Origin of the sequence: uncultured Sphingomonas sp., from assembly GCF_964237155.1 — a bacterium.
GTDB lineage: Bacteria > Pseudomonadota > Alphaproteobacteria > Sphingomonadales > Sphingomonadaceae > Sphingomonas.
The window spans coordinates 13,835-36,227 of record NZ_CAXSHH010000021.1 but is presented as its reverse complement, the minus strand read 5'-3'; the positions used below and the strand labels follow the sequence as shown (position 1 = coordinate 36,227).

Genomic DNA, 22,393 nt, shown 5'->3' with positions numbered 1-22,393 from the left:
TAGTGCTGCAGCTCCGGTACGCGATCAAGAATATGGATAAGCAGGAAATCGCAGCGCTGCTCGGGCAAGCCGAGCAAGAGCGGGCGCAAGGCCGGCCTGACGCGGCAGCGCGTTTGTGGAAGGAGCTGCTGGCGATCGATCCGACCAGCGCGCCTGCGCTGAACGGGCTGGGGATGCAGGCGCTTTCCAGGACCGCGCCCGAGGCGGAGCAGCTGTTCGCGCGCGCGGTGGCCGCCGATCCGCAAGCTACGCCGCTGTGGATGAACCTCGCCACGGTGCGACGCCAGCGCGGCGATGCCGAAGGGGAACGGGCTGCGTTGGAGGGCGTCCTCGCGCTTGATCAACGGCACTTGATGGCCAACGTCCGGATGGCGGAGCTGCACGAGCGGACAGGCGAGCTCAACCAGGCCGCGTTCCGCTGGGGCGGGGTGGTGAGCGTCGTCGAGGCGACGACGCCGCATCCCGCAGCCCTCGACAACCTGCTCGCCCATGCCAAGGCGCGGGTCGCCGACCGGGGCATGCGGTTCGGTGGCGAGGTCGATGCTCTGCTCGAGATAGCGCGGGACGGGGTCGACCCGGTCACGCGGCGGCGGTTCGACGCTTGCGTCGATGCGATGCTCGGGCGGCGGCGAGTGTTCCATAATGAGCCTCACGGGCTGCATTTCCCGTTCCTGCCCGCTGACGAGTTCTTCGACCGAGCGCTATTCCCTTGGATGGCCAGGCTGGAGGCGGCGGTCCCGGCGATCCGGCGCGAGCTCGAGACGCTACTCGCCGCGCCCGACAGCGGTTTCGCGCCGTATGTCGAGATGACGCCTGGCGCGCCGATCAACAAATGGACACCGCTCGACCGGTCGGATGCGTGGGGTGCGCGGTATCTTTGGAAGTACGGCGAACGACAGGCAGAGGTGTGCGGGCGGTGTCCGGCGACGGCGGCTGCGCTGACTCAAGTCCCGCTCGCCGACATGCCGGGCAAGGGGCCGACCGCGTTCTTCTCCGTGCTGAAACCCGGCGCGCGGTTGCCTGCGCATACGGGCGTGAGCAACGTCCGCGCAATCGTCCACCTGCCGCTGATCGTGCCGCCAGGGTGCGGCTTTCGGGTCGGGGGCGAAACGCGGGCGTGGGTCGAGGGCCAGGCGTTCGCGTTCGACGACACGATTGAGCATGAAGCATGGAACGGCTCGGACACGGTCCGCGCCGTATTGATCCTCGATGTGTGGAACCCGCACCTTTCCGCTGCCGAGCGCGACATGCTGCGCGAGCTGTTCCGTATGCTCGGCGAGCTGGAGGATGCGCCTGCGGGGATGGGCGCGGTTGCCAACTAGCTCACCTCACCACCAGTGCTAGCTTCCCCTCGCCCTCGTCGACGCGGATCGTCTGGCCGTCTTTCACGCCGCCCCGCAGGATCAGGTCGGCGAGGGGGTCCTGGAGGTGGCGCTGGACGGCGCGCTTGAGGGGCCTCGCGCCGTACACGGGGTCGTAGCCGACGCGGCCTAGCCACGCCCGCGCGGCGTCGGTGAGGTCCAGCGTCACCTTGCGGTCGGCGAGGAGCTTGCCGACGCGCGCGACCTGGATGTCGACGATCGGAGCCATGTGCGCTTGGCCGAGCCGGTGGAACAGGATCACCTCGTCGAGGCGGTTGAGGAACTCCGGGCGGAAATGCGCGCGGACGATTTCCATCACCTGCGGCTCGACGGTGTCGACGTCCTGGTCGTCGGTGAGCGTCGTCAGATATTGCGAGCCGAGATTGCTCGTCAGGATGATGAGCGTGTTGGTGAAGTCGACCGTGCGGCCCTGGCCGTCAGTGAGGCGGCCGTCATCGAGCACCTGAAGGAGGATGTTGAACACGTCGCCGTGCGCTTTCTCCACCTCGTCGAACAGGATCACCTGATACGGGCGGCGGCGGACGGCCTCGGTCAGAACGCCGCCCTCCTCGTAGCCGACATAGCCCGGGGGCGCGCCGATCAGGCGGGAGACGGCGTGCTTCTCCATGAATTCGGACATGTCGATGCGGACCATCGCGGCGGGGTCGTCGAACAGGAATTCGGCCAGCGCCTTGGTCAGCTCGGTCTTGCCGACGCCCGTGGGGCCCAAGAACAGGAACGAGCCGAGCGGGCGGTTGGGGTCCTGCAATCCCGCGCGCGCCCTGCGGACGGCGGTGGAGACGGCGTGGACGGCGTGCGCCTGGCCGATGACGCGACGACCGATCGCCTCCTCCATCGCCAGCAGCTTGTCGCGCTCGCCCGCCAGCATCCGTTCGACGGGGACGCCCGTCCAGCGGCTGACGACGCCCGCTATGTCGTCGGCGGTCACCTCCTCGCGCAGCATCGCGCCCTCGGTCGCGACGCTCGCCTCGGCGAGCTGGCGTTCGAGCCCGGGGATGGTGCCATAGGAGAGCTCCCCGGCCCGCGCGAGGTCGCCGGTGCGCTGCGCCTGGTCGAGCGCGATGCGCGCGGCGTCGAGCTGTTCCTTCAACTTGGCCTCCGCGCCGATCTTGTCCTTTTCGCCCTGCCAGCGGGTGGTGAGCGCGGCCGACTGCTCCTCCAGGCCGCCCAAATCGCGCTCCAGCGCGCCGAGCCGGTCGCGCGAGGCGTCGTCCTGCTCGCGGCGGAGCGCCTCGCGTTCGATCTTGAGGCGCAGGATGCGGCGGTCGAGCGTCTCGATCTCCTCGGGCTTGCTCTCCACCTCCATGCGGATGCGGCTCGCGGCCTCGTCCATCAGGTCAATCGCCTTGTCGGGGAGGAAGCGGTCGGTGATGTAGCGGTTCGACAGCGTCGAGGCGGCGACGATCGCGGCGTCGGTGATGCGGACGCCGTGATGGAGCTCGTATTTCTCCTTCAGCCCGCGCAGGATCGACACGGTGTCCTCGACGGTCGGCTCGCCGACGAAGACGGGCTGGAAGCGCCGCTGGAGCGCGGGGTCCTTCTCGACATGCTTGCGATACTCGTCGAGCGTGGTCGCGCCGACGCAGTGGAGCTCGCCCCGGGCAAGCGCGGGTTTCAGCAGGTTGCCCGCATCCATCGCGCCCTCTGATTTCCCCGCGCCGATCAGCTGGTGCATCTCGTCGATGAACAGGACGACGTCGCCCTCGGCCGCCTTGACCTCGTCGAGCACGCCTTTCAGCCGTTCCTCGAACTCGCCGCGGTACTTGGCCCCGGCGATCAGCGCGCCCAGGTCGAGCGACATCAGCCGGCGGCCCTTGAGCGTGTCGGGCACGTCGCCGTTGGCGATGCGGAGCGCGAGGCCCTCGGCGATCGCGGTCTTGCCGACGCCGGGCTCGCCGATCAGCGCGGGATTGTTCTTGGTCCGGCGCGCCAGGATCTGGATCGTCCGCCTGATCTCCTCGTCGCGGCCGATGACGGGGTCGAGCTTGCCGTCGCGCGCCGCCTGAGTGAGGTCGCGCGCGAACTTCTTGAGCGCGTCGTAACGGTCCTCGGCACCCGCCGTGTCGGCGGTGCGGCCCTGGCGAAGCTGGTTGATCGCGGCGTTCAGCGCGTCGGGCTTGACTCCCGCCGCAGCGAGCGCGCGGCCCGCCGGGTTCGACGACATCGACGCGGACAGCAGCATGCGCTCGACCGTCACGAAGCCGTCGCCCGCCTTGGCCGCTACCTGCTCGGCCTGGTCGAGGAGGCGTACCGCGTCGTTGTCGAGGCCGGGCGTCTGCTGCGCGCCGCCGCCGCTGACCGCGGGCACCTTGGCCAAGAGCGCGTCGGTTTCGGCGACCGCGCGCTTGGCGTCGCCGCCCGCCGCGCCGATCAGCCCGGCGGCCATGCCCTGCTCGTCCTCCAACAGCGCTTTCAGGATGTGCTCCGGCGAGATCCGTTGATGGTTCATGCGGATCGCGACGGTCTGCGCCGACTGGAGGAAACCCTTGGCGCGGTCGGTGAATTTTTCAAGGTTCATGGATGGTCCTGGCATCGAAGCGGCATCGGATGAGTGTTGTATTAGGGCAACATAGGAGCCTTGCGAACCTGAACAAGTTTAGGGAAGTATAGGCGTGGACGCGTACTCGACTTAGCCGTGAGAAGCTCCAATCCGGCGTCGACCCTGCCACGGCGGTGAGCGCGCAGGTGAGTAAGGTGCCTGCTCACGACGGTTATCGCATCCAGGCACCGGCCTACGTTGGGGAGGCGCGTTAGGATTGACCTGCTCCCCGTTTTCAGGCCGCTGATAACTTAGCTTCGGTGTCCATATGCCCCTGGCGGGGGCGGTTCGTAAACTCGGCGGGTGCCATCCCGCCAAGACTGCTGTGCGGACGCACGGTGTTGTAGTCCGTCCGCCATGCCTCGATGATCCGTCTCGCCGCAGCCAGCGATGGGAACAGGTGCTCGTTCAGGCACTCGTCGCGCAAGCGACCATTAAAGCTCTCGACGAAGCCGTTCTGCTGCGGCTTGCCCGGCGCGATGTAATGCCACTCGACCCCGGTGTCCTGGCACCACGCGAGCACGGCGTGACTGGTCAGCTCGGTGCCATTGTCGCTGACCACCATGCACGGGAGCCCGCGACGGTCGGCGATGGCGCTCAGCTCACGAACGACCCGCCGACCGGACAGCGAGGTATCGACGATGCAGGCCAGGCATTCCCGGCTGTAATCGTCGATGACGTTGAGCAAGCGGAACCGCCGGCCGCAGGCCAATGCATCCGATACGAAGTCGAGCGACCAGCGCTGGTTGGGTTCCTGCGGGATCGCCATCGGCGCTCTCGTGCCCAGCGCGCGCTTGCGCCCGCCACGCTTGCGCACCGTCAGCCGCTCCTCGCGGTACAGCCGGTACACCTTCTTCAGGTTCATGCCCTTGCCCTCACGCTTGAGCAGGATCGCCAGCCGTCGGTAGCCGAACCGGCGACGCTCGTTGGCGATCTCACGCATCCACATGCGGACAACATCGTCCTGCCCGCGAAGCGGCTCATATTGCCATGCCGACCGGTTGACCCCGATCAGCCTGCAGGCGCGACGCTCGGAGAAGCCGTGATCGGCCATCAGCTTCTCCACCGCAGCGTAGCGCTCCACAGACCGGGTCAGTTTTTTTCCAGCAGATCCTTCAACGCCGACACGTCGAGCATCGACTCCGCCAGCAGCTTCTTCAGCCGTCGGTTCTCGTCCTCCAGCGTCCGCAACCGCGCCGCCTCCGACACGGTCATGCCGCCATACTTCGCCTTCCAGTTGTAGAACGTCGCGTCGCTGATCCCGTGCTTTCGGCACAGCTCGGCGGTCTTCACGCCAGCCTCATGCTCGCGCAGCACGCCAATGATCTGATCCTCGGTAAATCGGCCTCGCCGCATCACTCGTCTCCATCTGACGAGCTAACTTACCAATGGCATGAATTCTGGGGAGCAGGTCAGGATGAGCAAAGCGAGCCATCCGTTCGCGGTACGCCGATCCCGAGCTTGTAGGACAGCATGAAACCGCGGCGGTCGTTTCACCCGCCGCGTTACGCTGCTAAGGACTGCCAATGGCGAGCATCTCTTCCGTCAGACCGCACAGGCCCATGCTGGAGCGTGTGCGTGGCCATGCCCCCGCGATACGCGAGATCGTGGCACGCCATGGCGCGAGCGATCCCCGCTTGTTCGGCTCCGTAGCGCGCGGCGAGGAGCATGGGGCCAGCGACGTGGACTTCCTGGTCGACCACCGACCCACGCTGTCGCTGTTGGGCCTGGTCCGCATGGAACGCGAGCTCGCCGCGTTGCTGGATAGGGATGTCGATGTGGTCGTCGATGACGAGGTGCCGGAGAAGAGCATGGCCCGCATCCTTCATGACGCGATTCCCCTGTGAAGGCATCGCATCGTTCGCTGGGCGACTGGTTGTCCGACATCGAGGAGATGGCATCCAAGGTGGTCGCCTACACCGCCGAGACCGACTTCGAGCAATTCATGGCGAACGAGCCCGTCCGCGATCTCGTCATCAAGAAGCTCGAGAATATGGGGGAGGCGAGTCGTTATATTCGTAAGTTACACCCCGGCTTTCAGGAGTCGGTTCCCGAGATGCCATGGCGCGACCTGACGGAGATGCGGAACCGGCTCACGCATGGCTATTTCGATTATTCGCCGGCGGTGGTGTGGCGCATCGCGTTGGACGAAGCGCCAGCGATCCTCGCCCAAATTCGACGCGTCATCGCGGAACACGCCGGGCCAATAAGCGGGTAAAGGTCGGCCTGCACGGGAACCTGCGCCGCGGCGACCTCAGGCTCTTGGTCCCTTCCGGCCTGATCGCCGTTGGCCCCGCCGTAAGGGAGCCGCTCCTCGCCGAACGCGCCGCTCCGCCGCCCGCCCGCGCAGCTATAATACCGTGATCGCGCGCGATCGGTTCGGGGTGCCGCGTGTGTTCGGGCGGGCGGACGCCGATGTCGCGCACGGGATCGGCTATGCTTATGCCGAGGACGATTTATCATGCTCCGGGAGGTGCTCGCGATGACGCGCGGGCGGTCGGGGCGATTACCGGCCCCGAGGGCGCGAAGACAAATTACGTCATCCATCCGCTCGGCGCGCGCGAGAAGGTGGGGCGCAATTACGGCCGGCGACCCGCCGACGCGCGCATGCTGCTCGATGGCTATGCGGCGGGGCTGAACCAGCACACCGCGCGGCATCCGGGGGAGGTGCGGCTAGCGGGGCTATTCCCGCTTCCCCGGCGCGCCGTACATGCCGCTGGGGCATAACGAGTCGCTTCGCCCTATCTGGCGGCGACCACGCGGCCGGGATCTCCGCATCATGCCGACCAGGCGGCGCGGTTCGAGGCGCACCGGACCAAGCCGGTGTTGTTCGACGCGCGCCTGCTCCGGGGCAACGTCGAGCGGATGTACCGGCCTCAGCCCCTTTCCTGGAAAGGAAGGGGAGTTGCGTCGGATCGAACGGCGTGCGTACATTTATGACGAATTGAAACAAGGCCGCATCCCTATGAACACCAAGATCCTGGCGTCGACCGGCGTCGCGCTCGTCCTGCTCGCCGCGCCGACGGCCGCGCGGACGGCGCCCGCCGCCGCCGCTGCCGCGCCGGTGTCGCGGCTCGTGCGTTCGGTCGATATTCCTTATCAGCAGTTCACGCTCGCCAACGGGTTGAGGGTGGTCGTGCATACCGACCGCAAGGCCCCGGTCGTCGCCGTGTCGGTGTGGTACGATGTCGGCTCCAAGCACGAGCCGCAGGGCAAGACGGGGTTCGCGCACCTGTTCGAGCATCTGATGTTCAACGGGTCGGAGAACGCGCCGGGCGAGTTCTTCGAGCCGCTGAAAACCGTCGGCGCGACCGATTACAACGGCACCACCAGTTACGACCGGACCAATTACTTCGAGACGGTGCCGACCGCGGCGCTCGATCGGGCGCTGTTCCTCGAATCCGATCGGATGGGGTACCTGCTCGGCGCGATCACGCAGGCGAAACTCGACGAGCAGCGCGGGGTCGTCCAGAACGAGAAGCGGCAGGGGGACAACCAGCCCTACGGCCTGCTGCGATACAAGCTGCCGGGCGGGCTGTTCCCGGTCGGGCATCCGTACAACCACACCACGATCGGCTCGATGGCCGATCTCGACGCGGCGTCGCTCGACGACGTGAAGAACTGGTTCCGCGACAATTACGCGCCCAACAATGCGGTGCTGGTGCTGGCGGGCGATGTCGATGTCGCGACCGCGCGGGCCAAGGTGGAGAAGTATTTCGGCGCGATCCCGCGCGGGCGCGCCAGCGTCCGGCGACCCGCGCCGCTCGCCGCGCTGCCGGCGGCGGTCAGCGAGACGCAGCGCGACCGGGTGGCCGCGCCACTCGTCACGCGAAGCTGGTCGGTGCCCGGGCTGAACGAGGCGGACGCCGCCGCGCTGGAGGTCGCGGGCGGGGTGCTGGGCGGGCTGAGCTCGTCCCGGCTCGAGAACGCGCTCGTCCGGCAGGAGAAGCTGGCGGTGCAGGTGGGCGCGTCCAACCGCGCCTTCGCCGAGGTGGGGTCGTTCTCGGTCAACGCGGTCGCGCGGCCGGGGGTGGACCAGGCGCTGCTGGAGCGGCGGCTGGACGCGGTGGTCGCCGATTTCATCCGGACGGGGCCGACCGCCGACGAGGTGAACCGATACGTGACGGGCGTGGTCGCGAACCGCGTCGCGGGGCTGGAGTCGGTCGGCGGGTTCGGCGGCAAGGCGGTGGCGCTGGCCGAGGGCGCGCTTTATTCCAACGATCCGGGCTTCTACAAGAAGCGGCTCCAGGCGCTCGCCGCGCAGACGCCGGCGACGGTCCGGGCGGCGATGAACCGCTGGCTGACGCGGCCCGTCTATGCGTTCGCGATCGTGCCGGGCGCGCGCGACGCGTACCGGAACGCCGCCGCGCCCGCCGCCGCCGTGGTGAAGGCGCCCGATACGCCGTTCAAGGGCACGCGCGGCGCGTTGCCGGCGGTAGGCGACGTCGCCTCGCTGAGTTTCCCGGCCGTGCGGCGCGCGAAGCTGCGGAACGGGATCGAGGTCGTGTACGCGCAGCGGACCGCCGTGCCGATCACGCAGGCCGTGCTGAGCTTCGATGCGGGGGTGGCGGCGGACGTGCCGGGGAAGCTGGGCACGCAAGGGCTGACGCTGGCGGTGATGGACGAGGGGACGACGACGCTCGACTCGATCCGCCTTGCCGAGGCGAAGGAGCGGCTGGGGGCGGATATAGGGACGGGTGCGTCCAATGATCGCACCACGCTTTCGCTCGAGGTGCCGAGCGCGAACCTGCAACCCGCGCTCGACCTGTTCGCCGATGTGGCGCGCAACCCGGCCTTCGCGGAGGCGGAGGTGCAACGGGTGAAGCAGCAGCAACTGGCGGGGATCGCGCAGGAGCTGACGAGTCCGCAAGGATTGGCCGGGCGCGTGATGCCGCCGCTGATCGCCGGACCGGACAGCCCCTACGCCAAGGCGCAAGGGGCGGGCGATCCGCGCGCGGTGGCGGCGCTGACGCGCGCGGACCTGGTCGCGTTCCGCGATGCGTGGCTCCGGCCCGACAAGGCCAAGCTGTTCGTCACCAGCGACCGGCCGCTGGACGAGGTGCTCCCCGCGCTCGACCAGCGCTTCGGCGACTGGCGCGCGACCGGTGCGGCGGGCGTGAAGAACTTCGGCGCGGGACGGCCCGCCGGCCCCCGGATCGTGCTGGTCGATCGGCCCGACAGCCCGCAATCGCTGATCCTGGCGGCGCTGCCGACGCCGCTGAAGGGCACGGACGACCTGCTGGCGGTGCAGACCGCGAACGACGCGCTGGGCGGGAGCTTCCTGGGGCGCATCAACACGGACCTGCGCGAGACGCGGGGCTGGTCCTACGGCGCGCGGGGGTCGTTCGCGCAGGCGGAGTACGCCGCGCCCTACATCGTCTCGGCGCCCGTCCAGGCGGATAAGACGGGGCCGTCGATCGCGTCGCTGAAGGTCGACCTCGCCGAGTTCGTGACCACCAAACCGTTGACGCAAGTGGAGTTCGACCGGGCGATCACCGGCGCGGTGCGCGCGCTGTCGGGCAATTTCGAGACGTCGGGCGCGGTGTTGGGCGCGATGCAGAGCAACGACCTGTACCGGCGGCCGGATGATTACTATGCGCGGATCACGCAAACTTACCGGGCGATGACGCGGGCCGAGCTGGACCAGGCGATCCGGCGAGTGATCGACCCGAACAAGCTGATCTGGGTCGTTGTCGGCGACGCCGCCCTCGTCCGGCCGCAGCTTGACAGCCTGGGGCTGCCGGTCGAGGTGATCCCGGCCGCGGCGGTCGCCGGGGTCGCGGCCGCGCCTCCCCGCACCGCCGCCAACTGACGGAGAGAGTTCATGGCTGGAGTTGACGGCACCTACGACTGCACGGTGAAATCGCCGCTGGGCGACCAGAAGATGACGCTGACGGTCAAGAGCGACGGCGACTCGTTCACGGGCACGGTTTCGGGCGCGATGGGCGGGAGCGACGTCACGGGCGAGGTGCGGGGCGACCAGATCAGCTGGAAGCAGCAGATGACGGTGCCGATGCCCATGTCGCTCGACTGCCAGGGGACGGTGTCGGACGGCGGCATCACCGGCACGGTCGGCGCGGGCGCGTTCGGCAGCTTTCCGCTGACGGGCACGCGCACCGCCTAGTCGCATCGCGACCCAAGGCTTTCACGGCCCGCTTTCCTTGCGGAGAGCGGGCCGTTTCGTTTACGAAACGGCCCGGGCGGGGGACGATGAGATGCCGACGACGACCGAGCTGTTCCTGCTCGCGATGATCCTGATCTTCTCCGTGCCGTACCTGGTGTGGCGGCTGGGGCGGACGGATTACTGGGCCCCGCTGGTCGTCGTGCAGATCGTCGGGGGAATCCTGCTCGGGCCCGGCGTTCTGGGGCGCGTCTTCCCCGATTATTACGCGTTCATCTTCCGGCCGGAGGTGGTCGCGCCGTTGAACGGCATCGCCTGGTGGGCGGTGATGATCTTCGTGTGGCTCGCGGGCATCGAGCTCGACCTGAAGCAGGCGTGGGCCAAGCGCGGCGAGACGGGAGTGACGGCGGGGCTGGCGCTGGGCGTGCCGCTCCTGTTCGGCAGCGCGGCCGCCTGGGTGCTGCTGCGATCGCCCGGCTGGGCGGGGCCGGCCGCGCGGGAATGGCAGGCGGTGCTGGGCATCGGCATGGCCTGCGCCGTCACGGCGTTGCCGATCCTTGTGCTGCTGATGGAGAAGCTGGCCATCCTGCGCGAGCCGCTGGGTCAGCGCACGCTGCGCTACGCCAGCATGGACGACGTCGCGATCTGGGGCGTGCTGGCCTTGATCCTGCTCGATTGGGAGCGGGTCGGGCGACAGGTCGCGTTCCTCGTCGCGTTCGCGGTCGCCGCGTGGGCGGTGCGGCGGCTGATGACGCGCATCGCGGAGGACGATCGCTGGTATGTGGGGCTGATCTGGCTCGCGGCGGCGGGCTTCGCGTCCGACTGGGCGGGACTGCATTACATGGTGGGCGCGTTCCTGGCGGGCGCGGTGCTCGATGCGGGTTGGTTCGCGCGCGAGCGGCTCGACCTGTTCCGGAACGCGATCCTGCTTTCGGTCATGCCGGTGTTCTTCCTCAGCACGGGCCTGCGGACCCGTTGGGACCTGGGCGGCTTCGCCGTGTTCGGGGCGGCGGCCCTGCTGCTCGCGGCGTCGGTCGGGGGCAAGCTCGCGGGTGTCCACCTGGCGGGACGCGTCCTGAAATGGCGACCGGGCGAAGCGTCGCTGATCGGGTGGCTGCTTCAGACCAAGGCGCTGATCATGATCATCTTCGCCAACATCCTGCTCGACCGGCAGGTGATCACGGGTGTGACCTTCACCGCGCTGTTGCTGATGGCGGTGGCGAGCACCATGCTGACGACGCCGGTGGTCAGCCCCAAGCTCCGCCGCGCGGGCGAACTGGCCGGGAAGGCCTAGCTCAGCACGACCGCGTTCGCGCCCGCGGCCTTGGCGAGCATGCTGCTCATCGCCTTCAGCAGCTTGCCCATCGCCACGGGCTTCAGGATCACGTCGTCGGCCCCTTGCGCGATGCAGCGTTTGCGCAGGTCGACCGCGGTGTCGGCGGTGACCACGATCACCGGCAGCCGAGCCTTGGCGTCGGTGCGCGCGCGCAAGTGGCGGATGGCGGTCAGGCCGTCCATCCCGGGCATCCGCAGGTCCATGAGGATGATGGAATATTGCCCATCGTCGATCATCTTCAGCCCGGTCTCGGCGTCGGCGGCCTCGGACATCTGCGCGCCCACGACGCTCAGCATATCCTTGACCACCCGTCGGTTCATCGCGTCGTCTTCAACGAACAGGACCTGCATGCGACTACGCCTTTCGTACCTTGGGACCAAAAGCTAGCGCCCGAACGGTTAACAACACGTTACCGATTTGTGCCTTGCGCCTCAAGCCGCGCGCGTGCCGAGCAGGTCGGGGGCGACCAGGCTGTCGGGATCATCGCCGTAAAGCGATTTCAGCGCCGCCATCAGGTCGCCCGCGCCGATCGGCTTCACGATCAGCTGCTCGGCCCCCACCGCCATCGCCTCGGCAATGGCGAGGCCGGCGGCCGGCGCGAGCAGCAGGCTGCAATGCGCGCCCGCCGTGCGCGCCGCGTTTGTCAGGTCGCGCAAGACGGAAACGAGGTCGACGCCCTCCGCCGCGATCGAACCCGCGTCGATCACGATGTGGGTCGGCGCGCCCGGCCTCGCCAGCGCGGCGAGCACGTCGGCGGCGGTGTCGGCGACGACCACCCCTTCCGCCTCCGCGCCGAGCAGCACGCGCATGACGCCCTGGTTCAGCGGATTGCGGTCGAGGATCAGCATGCGCGCGTCGGCCAGCGTCCGGTCGTGCTCGAGCTCGACGGTCGATGCGGGCTCGACCTCGGCGCGGACGAGCGGCAACAGCGCCTCGAATGTCGTGCCCTGACCCATGACGCTCGACACGGCGATGTCGCCGCCCAGCGCGATCGCCAGCTTCTTGCAGATGGCCAGGCCCAGGCCCGTGCCGCCGAACTGGCGCGTGGTGCCGCCGTCGACCTGCTTGAACGCCTCGAAGATCACCGCCTGCTGGTCGAGCGGGATGCCGATGCCGGTGTCGACCACGCGGATCACCAGGCCTTCCACGCCGTCGGCGGCCGTCCCGACGCCCGCGAAGAGGGTCACGCGCCCGATGCTGGTGAATTTCAATGCGTTGGACATGAGGTTGAAGACGATCTGGCGCAGCCGCCCGCCATCCGTCACGATCCGCCTGGGCGCGCCGTCCATGTCGAGCACGAGCTCCAGCCCTTTCGCCTGCGCCTGCCCGCTCCACAGCCGCGCGGCGTCGTCCAGGATCGCGAGCAGGTCGGTCGGCTCGGATGCGACGGTTAGTTCGCCCGATTCCATCTTGGCGACGTCGAGGATGTCGTCGACCAGCGCCTTCATCGTCTCGCCCGCGCCGTGGACCACCTCGATCCGCTCGCGCACGCCCGCGTCGATGCCGCGGTCGGCGAGCAGCACCTGCGTCATTCCCAGGATGCCGTTCAGCGGCGTGCGGATCTCGTGGCTGGTGGTGGCCAGGAACTCGGTCTTGGCGGTCAACGCCTTTTCGAGCGCGCCGTTGACGTCGATGAGCGACGTGTTGGCCGCCGCCACCGCGTCGCGGCTCCGACGGATGGCGAAGATGCCGAACAGGAGAAGGCCGAGCACGATGGCGGCGACCGCGAGCAGCCCGCCGAACAGGATGGTGCGCAACCGGGTCCGTTCGCGTTCCGCTTCCACCGCGCGGACGAGCTGGTCCTGCTTCAACTTGGCGATCTGGAGGTCCTGGTTGGCGAAGTCGAACCGCGCGGCCATGAGCTGCGACGCCATCGACGCGGTCAGCTTCCGCGCTTCCGCCTCCAGCCGCTGGAACGCCTTCAGGTGCCGAAGCGCGAGCACGCTGTCGCCGAGCTTCTCGTAGACGAGCGCCGCGATATGATGATGCTCGCGGAATTCCATACCCGACCGCTCTAGCTCGACGCCCTCGAAGGTGCGGCCCAGCCACCGCTCGGCCAGTTTGAAGTCCCCGTATCCGACGGCCACCTCCGCCGCCGCCCCGAACACGGTCGATCGCCCGGAAGCGGCGTCGTCGAGCGTGACGAACCTCATCGCTTGATCGATCGCGGCCTTCGCGGCGGCCAGACGGCCCGCCTGCGTCTCCGAGCTGGCGAGGTTCGCGTAGAGCCGCGCCAGAAGCAGCGAGTTGTTGAGCTTGTGCGCCTGGGTCAGCGCGGACCGGAGTTCGACGGATGCGAGATCGTACCGCCTCAGCTGCCGATACGCCTCGCCCCGGTTGTTCCGCAGCGTCAGCGTCAGCATCGGGTCGCCCGGGTACGCGGCCTCCGCCTGGCGCGAATATTCGAGCACGCGGGCATAGTCGCCCGCCTCGTAATAGATGAGGGCGATGTCCTGGAGCGTCAGCGCGCGGCTACGCGGTTCGCCCGCGCGCTGGAAGACGTTGTAGGCGCGCTGATAATCGTGAAGCGCCTCCAGCGGACGGCCCGACAGGGCGGCGACGCTGCCGTGCGACCGGATCGTGTCGCCGTGCAGTTTCGTATTGGGGGCGATCCGCTCCGCCGCGGCGAGCGCGGCCCGGACGACCGGAGCGGCGGCGTCGGCGTCGTCCAGGAAGATGAACGCCTCGCCCTTCAACCATCCCGCGGTGGTCAACGCCAGTTCCCGGCGCGGTCCGGCGGGCAACCCGTCGGCGAGCGTCATCGCCCGCTCGGCCGACGCCAGCGCCTTGGCCGGATCGCCCATCATCGCGTTCTTCGTGGCGGCGACGCTTTTGTCGAAGGCGGCGTAGCCGGCCGGTTCGGCCGGGGCCGCCGCCACGGAGGCGGGCGCGGCCGCGAGCAGTAGTGCGAACGCCAGGTGCGTGGAGCTGGGGCGTGTACGCATGGGCCGGATGATAGCGCCCGATGCTTAAGACGATATTAAAAAAAGGCCGCCGTCCGTCGACGGCGGCCCTTCCGGTCGGCGACCCGGGATCAGAGGCCCAGGCGAAAGCTCCCGCCGAGCGTCACCGCCGACCGGGCGACCGCGTCACCCTTCAGGTCGGCGCGGCCGAACAGGCCCAGCTCGGCCCGCCCGTCCAGCACCGATCGGCCGTACACGGCCTCGGCGACGAAGCGACGGCCGCCGCTTTGCAGCGCGAAGGTCTCGACCTCCGTACCCAGCGCGCCGGTCGTGCGGTCGATCACCTTGAACTGGTTGACCGCGATCGATCCGCTTTCGACATGCAGCGGCTGGGCGAAGGTGACCCGCGCCCGGTCCCGACCGTCGAACAGGCCGTTCTTCGCCACGGCGACCTGGAACGCGCTGCTGACGAGACCGCCCGCCGCGACGCCCATGTTCTGGCGACCCAGATCGGTCGCCCGCGTCCGGCCGACCGTGCCCGACATCGACACCGCCAGCCCGTGGCCGGGCGTCACGTCCGCGCCGAAGGTGGCGGCGTCCGTGGTCGTCCCGTGCTGAAGGTCGGACTGGTCGAGCGACTGCACGCCGAGCAGGCCCGTGCCCTCGTCGAGCATCGTGTAGCTCGCCGTCGCGCTCAGCCAGCCGTTGGCGCGGTAGCGCGCCGAGAGCAGGTTGGCGGTCGCCCGGTAGGGCTCGAGCCGGCCCAACGCCATGCGGTCCTGGTTCGACAGCTGATCCAGATCGCGCCTGGCGGTCTGCGTCGACGCGCCCGCCGACACGGTCAGCCGATCGGTCAACGCCACGTCGGTCGCGACGTAGCCCGATCCCGAGGCGAGCCCCAGGAACGGGTTCGCGCCGCCGGTCTCGACATCGTAGTCGGACCGGAAGCCGAAGCCCGCCCGGCCGTCGACGTCCGCGCCGCCCGAACCGTTTCCGAACCGCATCGCGATCCGCCCGTCGGGGGTGCTGAAGGCCATGCCCGTGTCGAACGGCGCCGTCCCCTGCCGCAGCCCCGGCCGCCACGTCCGGGGCGTCATGGTCACGGAGGCGTTGAGCTCCCCGAAGCCCGCCGTCGGCGCGCTGAACCGGGCCGGGCCGAAGGCGTACGCGCCCGCGTCGCCGCTCGCGAAACGCGTGGGCGCGCCCAACGTCGTCCGGAAGCGGTTTTGGAGATAGGCGTTCATCTGGTCCCTGTTCGACCCCACCGTCTGCCCGACCAGCTTGGACGACATCGGGATGTAGAAGTCGCGGTGCGAGTTGGTGGTGTTCTCGAACACGTAGAAGTACGCCTTGTTCGCTTCCCAGCTCGAGCGCGTGGCGGCGCTGGTCGCTCTCAGTGTCGCCAGCGACGTGGTGACGAGGCCGCCGCCGTTGGTGCTCTGCTTGAAAGTGACCTTGGACCAGTCCACCGGGGCCATCGCGGCCTCGACGTCGAGCATGCCGCGACCATAGACGCCGTCGGTACCCACGGCGCCCAGGTCCCTGGCGGTCGACAAGATGATGTGCGCGACGTCGATAGGCTTGTCGGTCAACCACGGCCACCGCTCGGCGATCAGGGCGACGGTGCCCGACACCAGCGGCGCGGCGAACGAAGTGCCCGACATGCGCGTCACGCCGCCCTCGCCGTCGTCGACCAGCATGAACTCGCCGGGCGCGACGATGAAGCGGTTCATCAACAGGCCGCTCTCCTTCAGATAGTCGGACTTCAGGAACGCGCCGTTCGACTTGGTCCAGGCGGCGGTGTTCTTGCACTCGCCGCCGTCGGTCAGGCAGGTGTTGCCCGGCCGGTTCGAGAAACCCGAGATGACGCTGTTCGGATCGACCGAACCGACGACCAGGAAAGTGCTGTCGAGCGCGCCGTTCATCTCGACCTTGCCGGTCTGGGTGACGCCGCTGTTGCCGGCGGCGATCACGAATACCGCGTCCTGGATCTTGGACTTGACGTCCGAGTCGCCGAGCACGTTTCGCCAATCCTGGTGGAAGGTGAAGCCGGGTACGCCAAGCGACAGGTTGATGACGTGAGCATCGGCCTTGGTGTCGTCACCCAGCCACTTGAGCCCGTTCTTGACGTCGGCCCAGGACGCCGTCTCGGTCTGGTCGAACGGATTATAGGCGATCACCTCGGCCTTGGGCGCGAATCCCATCACGCCGCGGCCGTCATGCGCGCCGACGATCAGGCTCGCCACCGCCGATCCGTGGATGCCCGCAACGGTCGACACGCCGCCCGAGCGGACGATGTTGGCCCGGGCGTCGCCCGTGACGGTGAAGTCGAGCAGGCCGACCCTGACCTTGGGACCCGACAAGCCGGATTGCAGCTGGTGCGTCATCGCGGGTGACCAGTTGACCGGCTTCATCCAGTGATCGGCCATGTCGATGCCGGAATGGAGCAACAGGTTATCGCGCCAATCGAGCAGAAACAACTCCATGTCGACCTCGTTCACCTCGGCGAGCGAGGCGGCGCTGTTTAGGTCGATTCCCCATTTGGCGAGCATGGGGTCCGCGAAGCCCGCCTCGAACGTCTTGCCGGTCTTGGTCTGGACGGCCGAGCCGTAGGTGTCCTTGCCCCGGGCGACGAGTGCCGCGATCTGATCGCGCATGCCGAGATAATCGCCGGGAGCCGCCTCGAACGAGGAAACGGAGCCGTCGGCCGGACGCACGCGGTTCATGATGTCGCGAACCCGGTCCGCATAGCCCTGAACGCCGTCCTCGAACGCGCGCATACGGTAGCGATTGGCCTCTAGCGTGCCCGCCGGAGCGTATGACGCGCCCCAGAAGCTGTTACCGTACGACTCGGAGATGCCCGCGTCCGCCGCGCCGAGCACGTCAGACGAGAAGGCGCGCATGCGGTACCGGAGACCCGCGATGTCGCCTGCGAAGGCGCGCATGCGGTACCGGGACTCCGTGAGGTCGCCCGCGAACGCGCGCATGCGGTAACGGGTGCCGGTGACCTCGCCCGCGAAGGTCGCGTACTTGCCGTCCTGCAGCGCGAACGGCCCGGAGAAGGCGCGCATCGTCCTCAGCTTCATCGCTTCGAAGCGCACGGGCGCGTCGGCCTCGACGGCCGGCACCGACGCGGCGGCCGGGGCCGTGGCGGTCTGCGCCCCGGCGGGGGCCGCGAGCGCACAGGTCAGCGCGAGCGCGCTGACGCCTAATAGTGTCCGGTCGTCGAAAGGCATCGGAACCCCCTGATTCGCCCGCCGAACGCGACGGGACGATGTCGGATAGGGTATGAGTGCTGACCCGGAGGCGAAGGGATAGGGTTACCGATGCGTAAACCCGCCGCGACAGGCGGCTCAGGCGGCGCGCGTCTCGCCCGCCTCCGCGCGCCGGGCCATGTTCTGGGTCCAACCCCGGGCGAAATGCCCGAGCGCCTCGTCGAGGTCGCCAAGCGCCGCTTCCCCGACGCAAGGAAGCGGGGCGGGGGGCGCGGGCGAGGGGGCGCCGTCCACGAGCGACGGGTCGAGCCCGCAGGCGCGCGCGACGCGGCGCGCGAACGCCGCCGGGGTCATCGGCGGCCCGTGCGCCAGTCGCCAGTCGCCACTCGCCCCGTCGATCAGCAGGTCGAGCGCGGCGTCGGCGAGCCGGGGCCGGAAGGCCGGCGAGAACGGGCGATCGTCCGCCGCGGCGAACCGCCGTCCCTCGCCCAGCGCACGCGCCGCATCGACCGCCGGGCCGTCCTCGTCCTCCGGGCCGAAGACCGCGCCCGTGCGGATCAGGAGCCGCCCGTCGGCCGCGGCGTCCGCGCCCGCATCGAGGTCCTCCATGAAGCCGAGCAGCCGGATCCCGCGTTCCCCGGCGGCGCGGGCGAGCGCGAGGCGGGCGCGAGGAATGACGCCCGCCCGGCCGTCCGCTTCGATGACCGCCCAGGGCCGGTGCCGGTCGAGCATGGCCGCGATCGCCGTCTCCCGTCCGGGTCGCGGATGTTCGGCGAGCAGGTAGCGGATGCCGCGTCCGTCGCACTGGCGCGCGATGGCGCGGCCGAGCGCGCCCGCCGCGCCATAGATCAGGAGCGGCGGCGCGGGTGCCGGCGCGGTTGCCGGCAGGGCGGACGCGGCGCATTCGAACCGCGCCGGACGGCGGACGGGCGGGTGGATCAACCGCGACGGCCGCCGCCACCAGCCCGGCGTCCGCGCGACCGGATGGCGCTCGGCGTTCCCGGGCAACCCGCGCCAGGCATGCGCGAGCGCGGTCGGGCGCGGTTCGGAACCGCCCCCGACCCCGCTCCCGACCCCGCCCCCGACTCCGCCGACGTCGAACAGGCCCGGCTCGTACACGCCGTCGGCCGTCAGGAGCGTGTTCCAACCGTGGCTGCCGAGCATCGCCCACGCGGTGACCGCCCGCAGGTCGACGCCGGCGGCGCGAAGCGCGCGCGCGGTGTCCCAGGCCTCTCCCACCCAGCGCAGTTGCTCTTCGCGCGTGCAGCCGAGATGGACTTCGGTGATCGCGAGCGGGACACGGTACCGTTCCCATGCCTCGCGCAGCGCGCCGGCCAGACCGCCCGGCGCGGGTTCCAGGACGCGGACCGCCTCCACGTCGGCGTAGCGGCCGTCGTAATTCGCGCCGTGGGTGCGCGCGGGGTAACGCTGGATCCGGTGGTCGAGGAAGCGGTCGCTGGTCAGGTAATGATTCACGCCCACGATGTCGGGCGGGCAAGGCGCGGCCGCGAGCGCCTCCAGCCGCCGACCCAGGCCGAAATAGGCAAGGCGATCCCACAGCGGATGGCCGGGCGTGACGCGACCGAACAGCAGGTCCCATCCCGCCCAGCGCCGCAAATTGTCGAACGCCGCCTGGCCGAACATCGGCGCGGTCGCGTAGGTGCGGCCGAGATCGTCCGTCTGGATCAGCCGGGCATCCGGCGCGACTTCGCGGATCGCGCGCATCGCGTGTCCGACGCCGTCGACCTGGTTGACGAGCGCGGTCCAGAACGACCCTTCATCGCGGTGGTGGGGATGCCAGTAGCCATAAAGCGCCGAGAAGCGCGCGGTCGTCAGCGGCTCGTTGACGGGGGTGTAGTCGGTCACCCACGGATAGCGCCGGGCGACGCGGCCCGCATATTCGCCGAGCTTGGCGGGGAATTCGGGATCGAGCAGGTTCGTGTGGTGCGGCCCGCTGCCGTGATGGACGAGCCCGGCGATCGGCCGGACGCCTAGATCGCGCAAGCGACCGAGCCGGCGGTCGGTCCAGCTCCAGTCGCAATCCTCGGGCCGGTCGGGCGCGACCCGCTCCCACAGCACCGGATAACGTAGCGCCCGGAAGCCGAGATCCGCGAACGCCGCCAGGTCACCGTCGCGCTCGTGATGGCCCGACAGGCGCGTCTGATCGCCCCACCGGTCGCCGACGCGCGCGACGGTGCACTCGGCCCCGCCCCACATCTCCAACTCAGGCAGGCCGTCCGCTTCGATCGTCCGTTTCATGCCGTACCTCGTCGTGCGCTCGGTGGCCTGGATGGAGGCCATACCGACATTTCCGTTCCATACCCTGATCCACGTTGCGTTTCAGGGACTTGGCCCGGCCTACAGGGAACAGGAGCCGCTCCCGGCGGTTAAAGTCGTTCATCCACCAGCAAGGTTCCATGCTCAGTGAAGAATCCGGGTCAGTCGTCCTCCAAGCCCCACCTCGTCGATGCGCGGGTGCCGAGCGGAAGCCCGACCCTGCTCTGCCTGTCGCACCTGCGCTGGAATTTCGTGTTCCAGCGTCCACAGCATCTAATGAGCCGTTTCGCCCAGACGCACCGCGTGCTGTTCTGGGAGGAGCCGATCTATGTGGCGGGCCTGCTGGAACCGCGCGTGAGCGAGACGACGGACGCCGCGACGGGGGTGACGGTACTTACGCCGGAACTGGCCGCGCCGGGTCGATGGGAGCGCGAGCAGCTGCGCGCCCTGCTCGACGGCTGGTTCGCCGCCAACCCCGCGGAGGGCGCTCTGGTGCGCTGGTATTATACCCCCATGATGCTGCCGATCTCGGACCATCTGGACGCCGACTGCACCGTTTATGACTGCATGGACGAGCTCGCCAATTTCAAGGGCGCGTCGGCCGAGACGCTGGAGCTGGAGCAGCGGTTGATCGGGATCGCCGATCTGGTCTTCACCGGCGGCACCAGCCTGTACGAGGCCAAGCGCGACCGGCATTCGAGCGTCCACGCCTTTCCGTCGAGCGTCGATGTCGCCCATTTCGCACGCGCTCGGTCCACGGTGGCGGAGCCCGCCGATCAGGCGGGGATCTCGGGCCCAAAGTTCGGCTGGGCGGGCGTGGTCGACGAGCGGTTCGACCTCGACCTGCTCGCCGCCATCGCAGACGCGCATCCCGAATGGTCGCTGGTGGTGATCGGTCCGGTGGTGAAGATCGCCGAGTCCGACCTGCCGCGCCGGGCAAACATCCATTATCTGGGCGGGCGCGATTACGCCGACCTGCCCGCCTACATGCGCGGATGGGACGTCGCGCTAATGCCGTTCGCCATCAACGACGCGACCCGCTTCATCAGCCCCACCAAGACGCCCGAATATCTGGCGGCGGGCTGCCCGGTCGTGTCGACGCCGGTGACGGACGTGGTGCGCCATTATGGTGGGTTGGACGCGGTCCGGATCGCGGACACGGCGCAAGCTTTCATCCAGGCCTGCGAGACCGCGTTGGCGATGGCGCATGGCGAGGACGCGTCGTGGCTGGCGCGCGCCGACGCGCAGCTCGCGACCGGATCGTGGGACCGTACCTTCGCCGATATGTCCGCCCTGATCGGTCGGGCCGTCGCCGAGCACGGCAAGCTGGAGACGGTGGTGAGCCCGACCGGCTGGCCCGATCGCGGCGAGCGGTACGACGTGCTGATCGTCGGCGCGGGCTTCGCGGGATCCGTCATGGCCGAGCGGCTGGCCTCGCAATCGAACCTGCGGGTGCTGGTGGTCGACCGGCGGCCGCATATCGCGGGCAACGCCTTCGATCACCTGGACGAAGCGGGGGTGCTGATCCACCAATACGGGCCGCACATCTTCCACACCAATTCGGCCGAGGTCGTCGATCACTTGTCGAAGTTCACCGAGTGGCGGCCGTACGAGCACCGCGTGCTGGCGGACGTCGACGGCAAGCTGGTGCCGATGCCGATCAACCGCACGACGCTGAACGTGCTCTACGACTTGGACCTCCAGACCGACGCGGAGGCCACGGCGTATCTGGAAAGCCGCGCCGAGCCGGTGGCGGTGGTCAAGACCAGCGCCGACGTCGTCATCTCCAAGGTCGGGCGCGAGCTCTATGAGACCTTCTTCCAGGGCTATACCAGGAAGCAATGGGGCATGGACCCGTCCGAACTCGACAAGTCGGTGACCAGCCGCGTCCCGACGCGCACGAACACGGACGACCGGTACTTCACCGACAGCTTCCAGGCGATGCCGCTGGAGGGGTACACCCGGATGTTCGAGCGGATGCTCGACCACCCGAACATCGACGTGCTGCTGGGCGTCGATTACGAGAAGGTGCGCGAGGCCTACGCGCACGATCACCTCGTCTTCACCGGGCCGATCGACGAGTATTTCGGGCATCGCTACGGCAAGCTGCCCTACCGCTCGCTCCAGTTCCGCCACGAGACGCACGACCGGGAGGTGTTCCAGCCGGTCGCGGTGGTGAACTACCCCAACGAGTCGACGCCCCACACCCGCATCACCGAATACAAGTACCTGACCGGCCAGGTGCATCCCAAGACGAGCATCACCTACGAGATCCCGTCGGCGGAGGGCGACCCCTACTACCCCATCCCTCGGGACGAGAACCAAGCGCTGTTCAAGCGGTACGAGGCGCTGGCGGTCGCGCAGGGCGACGTGACCTTCGTGGGGCGGCTCGCGACCTATCGGTATTACAACATGGACCAGGTGGTCGGGCAGGCGCTGGCGACGCACCGCAAGCTGGAGGTCAAGCTGCTGAACAAGAGTGCCGGGCGGCTTGCGCTACAAGTAGCTTAGGGGCTCGCTCAAGCTCGATCGGCGAGCGAGCAGGTTCAGACGCGCTCGACTTGTCCGAGGACGCGGCTTTGCCGGGGTTCGTCTCGTAGTAAGCCTAGCAAAGCTGTGG

14 protein-coding genes are annotated in these 22,393 nt (G+C 68.9%); 8 read left to right on the top strand and 6 right to left on the bottom strand.

Features of this window, described 5'->3' with window-relative positions:
• Positions 1-32: 32 nt before the first annotated feature.
• A complete protein-coding gene (locus ACFE71_RS06995) occupies positions 33-1,322 on the top strand; it encodes an aspartyl/asparaginyl beta-hydroxylase domain-containing protein (RefSeq protein WP_375428089.1) in 1,290 nt (429 codons plus the stop codon).
• A 1-nt stretch (position 1,323) separates the two neighbouring features.
• Here the strand turns inward: ACFE71_RS06995 and clpB are convergent, their stop codons facing one another.
• Together clpB and ACFE71_RS06985 are read right to left on the bottom strand one after the other, a co-directional pair.
• On the bottom strand, positions 1,324-3,900 hold the full coding sequence (gene clpB, locus ACFE71_RS06990; RefSeq protein WP_375428088.1) for an ATP-dependent chaperone ClpB: 2,577 nt from the start codon (positions 3,898-3,900) through the stop codon (positions 1,324-1,326).
• Positions 3,901-4,156: 256 nt separating this feature from the next.
• Positions 4,157-5,277 (bottom strand): IS3 family transposase gene (locus ACFE71_RS06985; protein ID WP_375428087.1). Its coding sequence is split into 2 segments (ribosomal slippage): positions 4,157-5,028 and positions 5,028-5,277, totalling 1,122 coding nucleotides; the frame shifts between segments, so codons are not numbered across the junction.
• 206 nt (positions 5,278-5,483) lie between these two features.
• Here ACFE71_RS06985 and ACFE71_RS06980 point away from each other — a divergent pair.
• The 6 genes from ACFE71_RS06980 (at position 5,484) to ACFE71_RS06955 (ending at position 11,336) form a co-directional block, all read left to right on the top strand.
• A complete protein-coding gene (locus ACFE71_RS06980) occupies positions 5,484-5,768 on the top strand; it encodes a nucleotidyltransferase family protein (protein ID WP_375428086.1) in 285 nt (94 codons plus the stop codon).
• A complete protein-coding gene (locus tag ACFE71_RS06975; protein ID WP_375428085.1) occupies positions 5,765-6,139 on the top strand; it encodes a DUF86 domain-containing protein in 375 nt (124 codons plus the stop codon). Before ACFE71_RS06980 ends, ACFE71_RS06975 begins: the two co-directional genes overlap by 4 nt.
• Positions 6,140-6,363: 224 nt before the next feature.
• On the top strand, positions 6,364-6,648 hold the full coding sequence (locus ACFE71_RS06970; protein ID WP_375428084.1) for a hypothetical protein: 285 nt from the start codon (positions 6,364-6,366) through the stop codon (positions 6,646-6,648).
• A gap of 238 nt (positions 6,649-6,886) precedes the next feature.
• Positions 6,887-9,733, top strand: a complete 2,847-nt coding sequence (locus ACFE71_RS06965) for a M16 family metallopeptidase (RefSeq protein ID WP_375428083.1) — start codon at positions 6,887-6,889, stop codon at positions 9,731-9,733.
• A gap of 12 nt (positions 9,734-9,745) precedes the next feature.
• Positions 9,746-10,045 carry a hypothetical protein gene (locus ACFE71_RS06960; RefSeq protein ID WP_375428082.1) on the top strand — a complete coding sequence of 100 codons (300 nt, stop codon included), beginning with the start codon at positions 9,746-9,748 and terminating at the stop codon, positions 10,043-10,045.
• 91 nt (positions 10,046-10,136) lie between these two features.
• Positions 10,137-11,336: a cation:proton antiporter gene (locus tag ACFE71_RS06955; protein WP_375428081.1), complete on the top strand. Its 1,200-nt coding sequence runs from the start codon at positions 10,137-10,139 to the stop codon at positions 11,334-11,336.
• Here the strand turns inward: ACFE71_RS06955 and ACFE71_RS06950 are convergent.
• The 4 genes from ACFE71_RS06950 to ACFE71_RS06935 form a co-directional block, all read right to left on the bottom strand.
• Entirely contained in the window at positions 11,333-11,728 is a 396-nt protein-coding gene (locus tag ACFE71_RS06950; protein WP_375428080.1) for a response regulator, read from the bottom strand. The genes ACFE71_RS06955 and ACFE71_RS06950 overlap by 4 nt on opposite strands.
• Before the next feature lie 81 nt (positions 11,729-11,809).
• Positions 11,810-14,323, bottom strand: a complete 2,514-nt coding sequence (locus tag ACFE71_RS06945) for an ATP-binding protein (RefSeq protein WP_375428079.1) — start codon at positions 14,321-14,323, stop codon at positions 11,810-11,812.
• An 89-nt stretch (positions 14,324-14,412) separates the two neighbouring features.
• Positions 14,413-17,517 carry a S8 family peptidase gene (locus ACFE71_RS06940; RefSeq protein ID WP_375428078.1) on the bottom strand — a complete coding sequence of 1,035 codons (3,105 nt, stop codon included), beginning with the start codon at positions 17,515-17,517 and terminating at the stop codon, positions 14,413-14,415.
• Between the two features lie 117 nt (positions 17,518-17,634).
• Complete coding sequence (locus tag ACFE71_RS06935) at positions 17,635-19,755, bottom strand: family 1 glycosylhydrolase (protein WP_375428077.1); 2,121 nt, start codon at positions 19,753-19,755, stop codon at positions 17,635-17,637.
• Between the two features lie 165 nt (positions 19,756-19,920).
• Between ACFE71_RS06935 and glf the strand changes: the two genes are divergently transcribed.
• Positions 19,921-22,284 (top strand): UDP-galactopyranose mutase, encoded by a 2,364-nt coding sequence (gene glf / locus ACFE71_RS06930; protein WP_375428076.1) that lies wholly within the window; start codon positions 19,921-19,923, stop codon positions 22,282-22,284.
• The last annotated feature ends 109 nt before the right edge of the window (positions 22,285-22,393 follow it).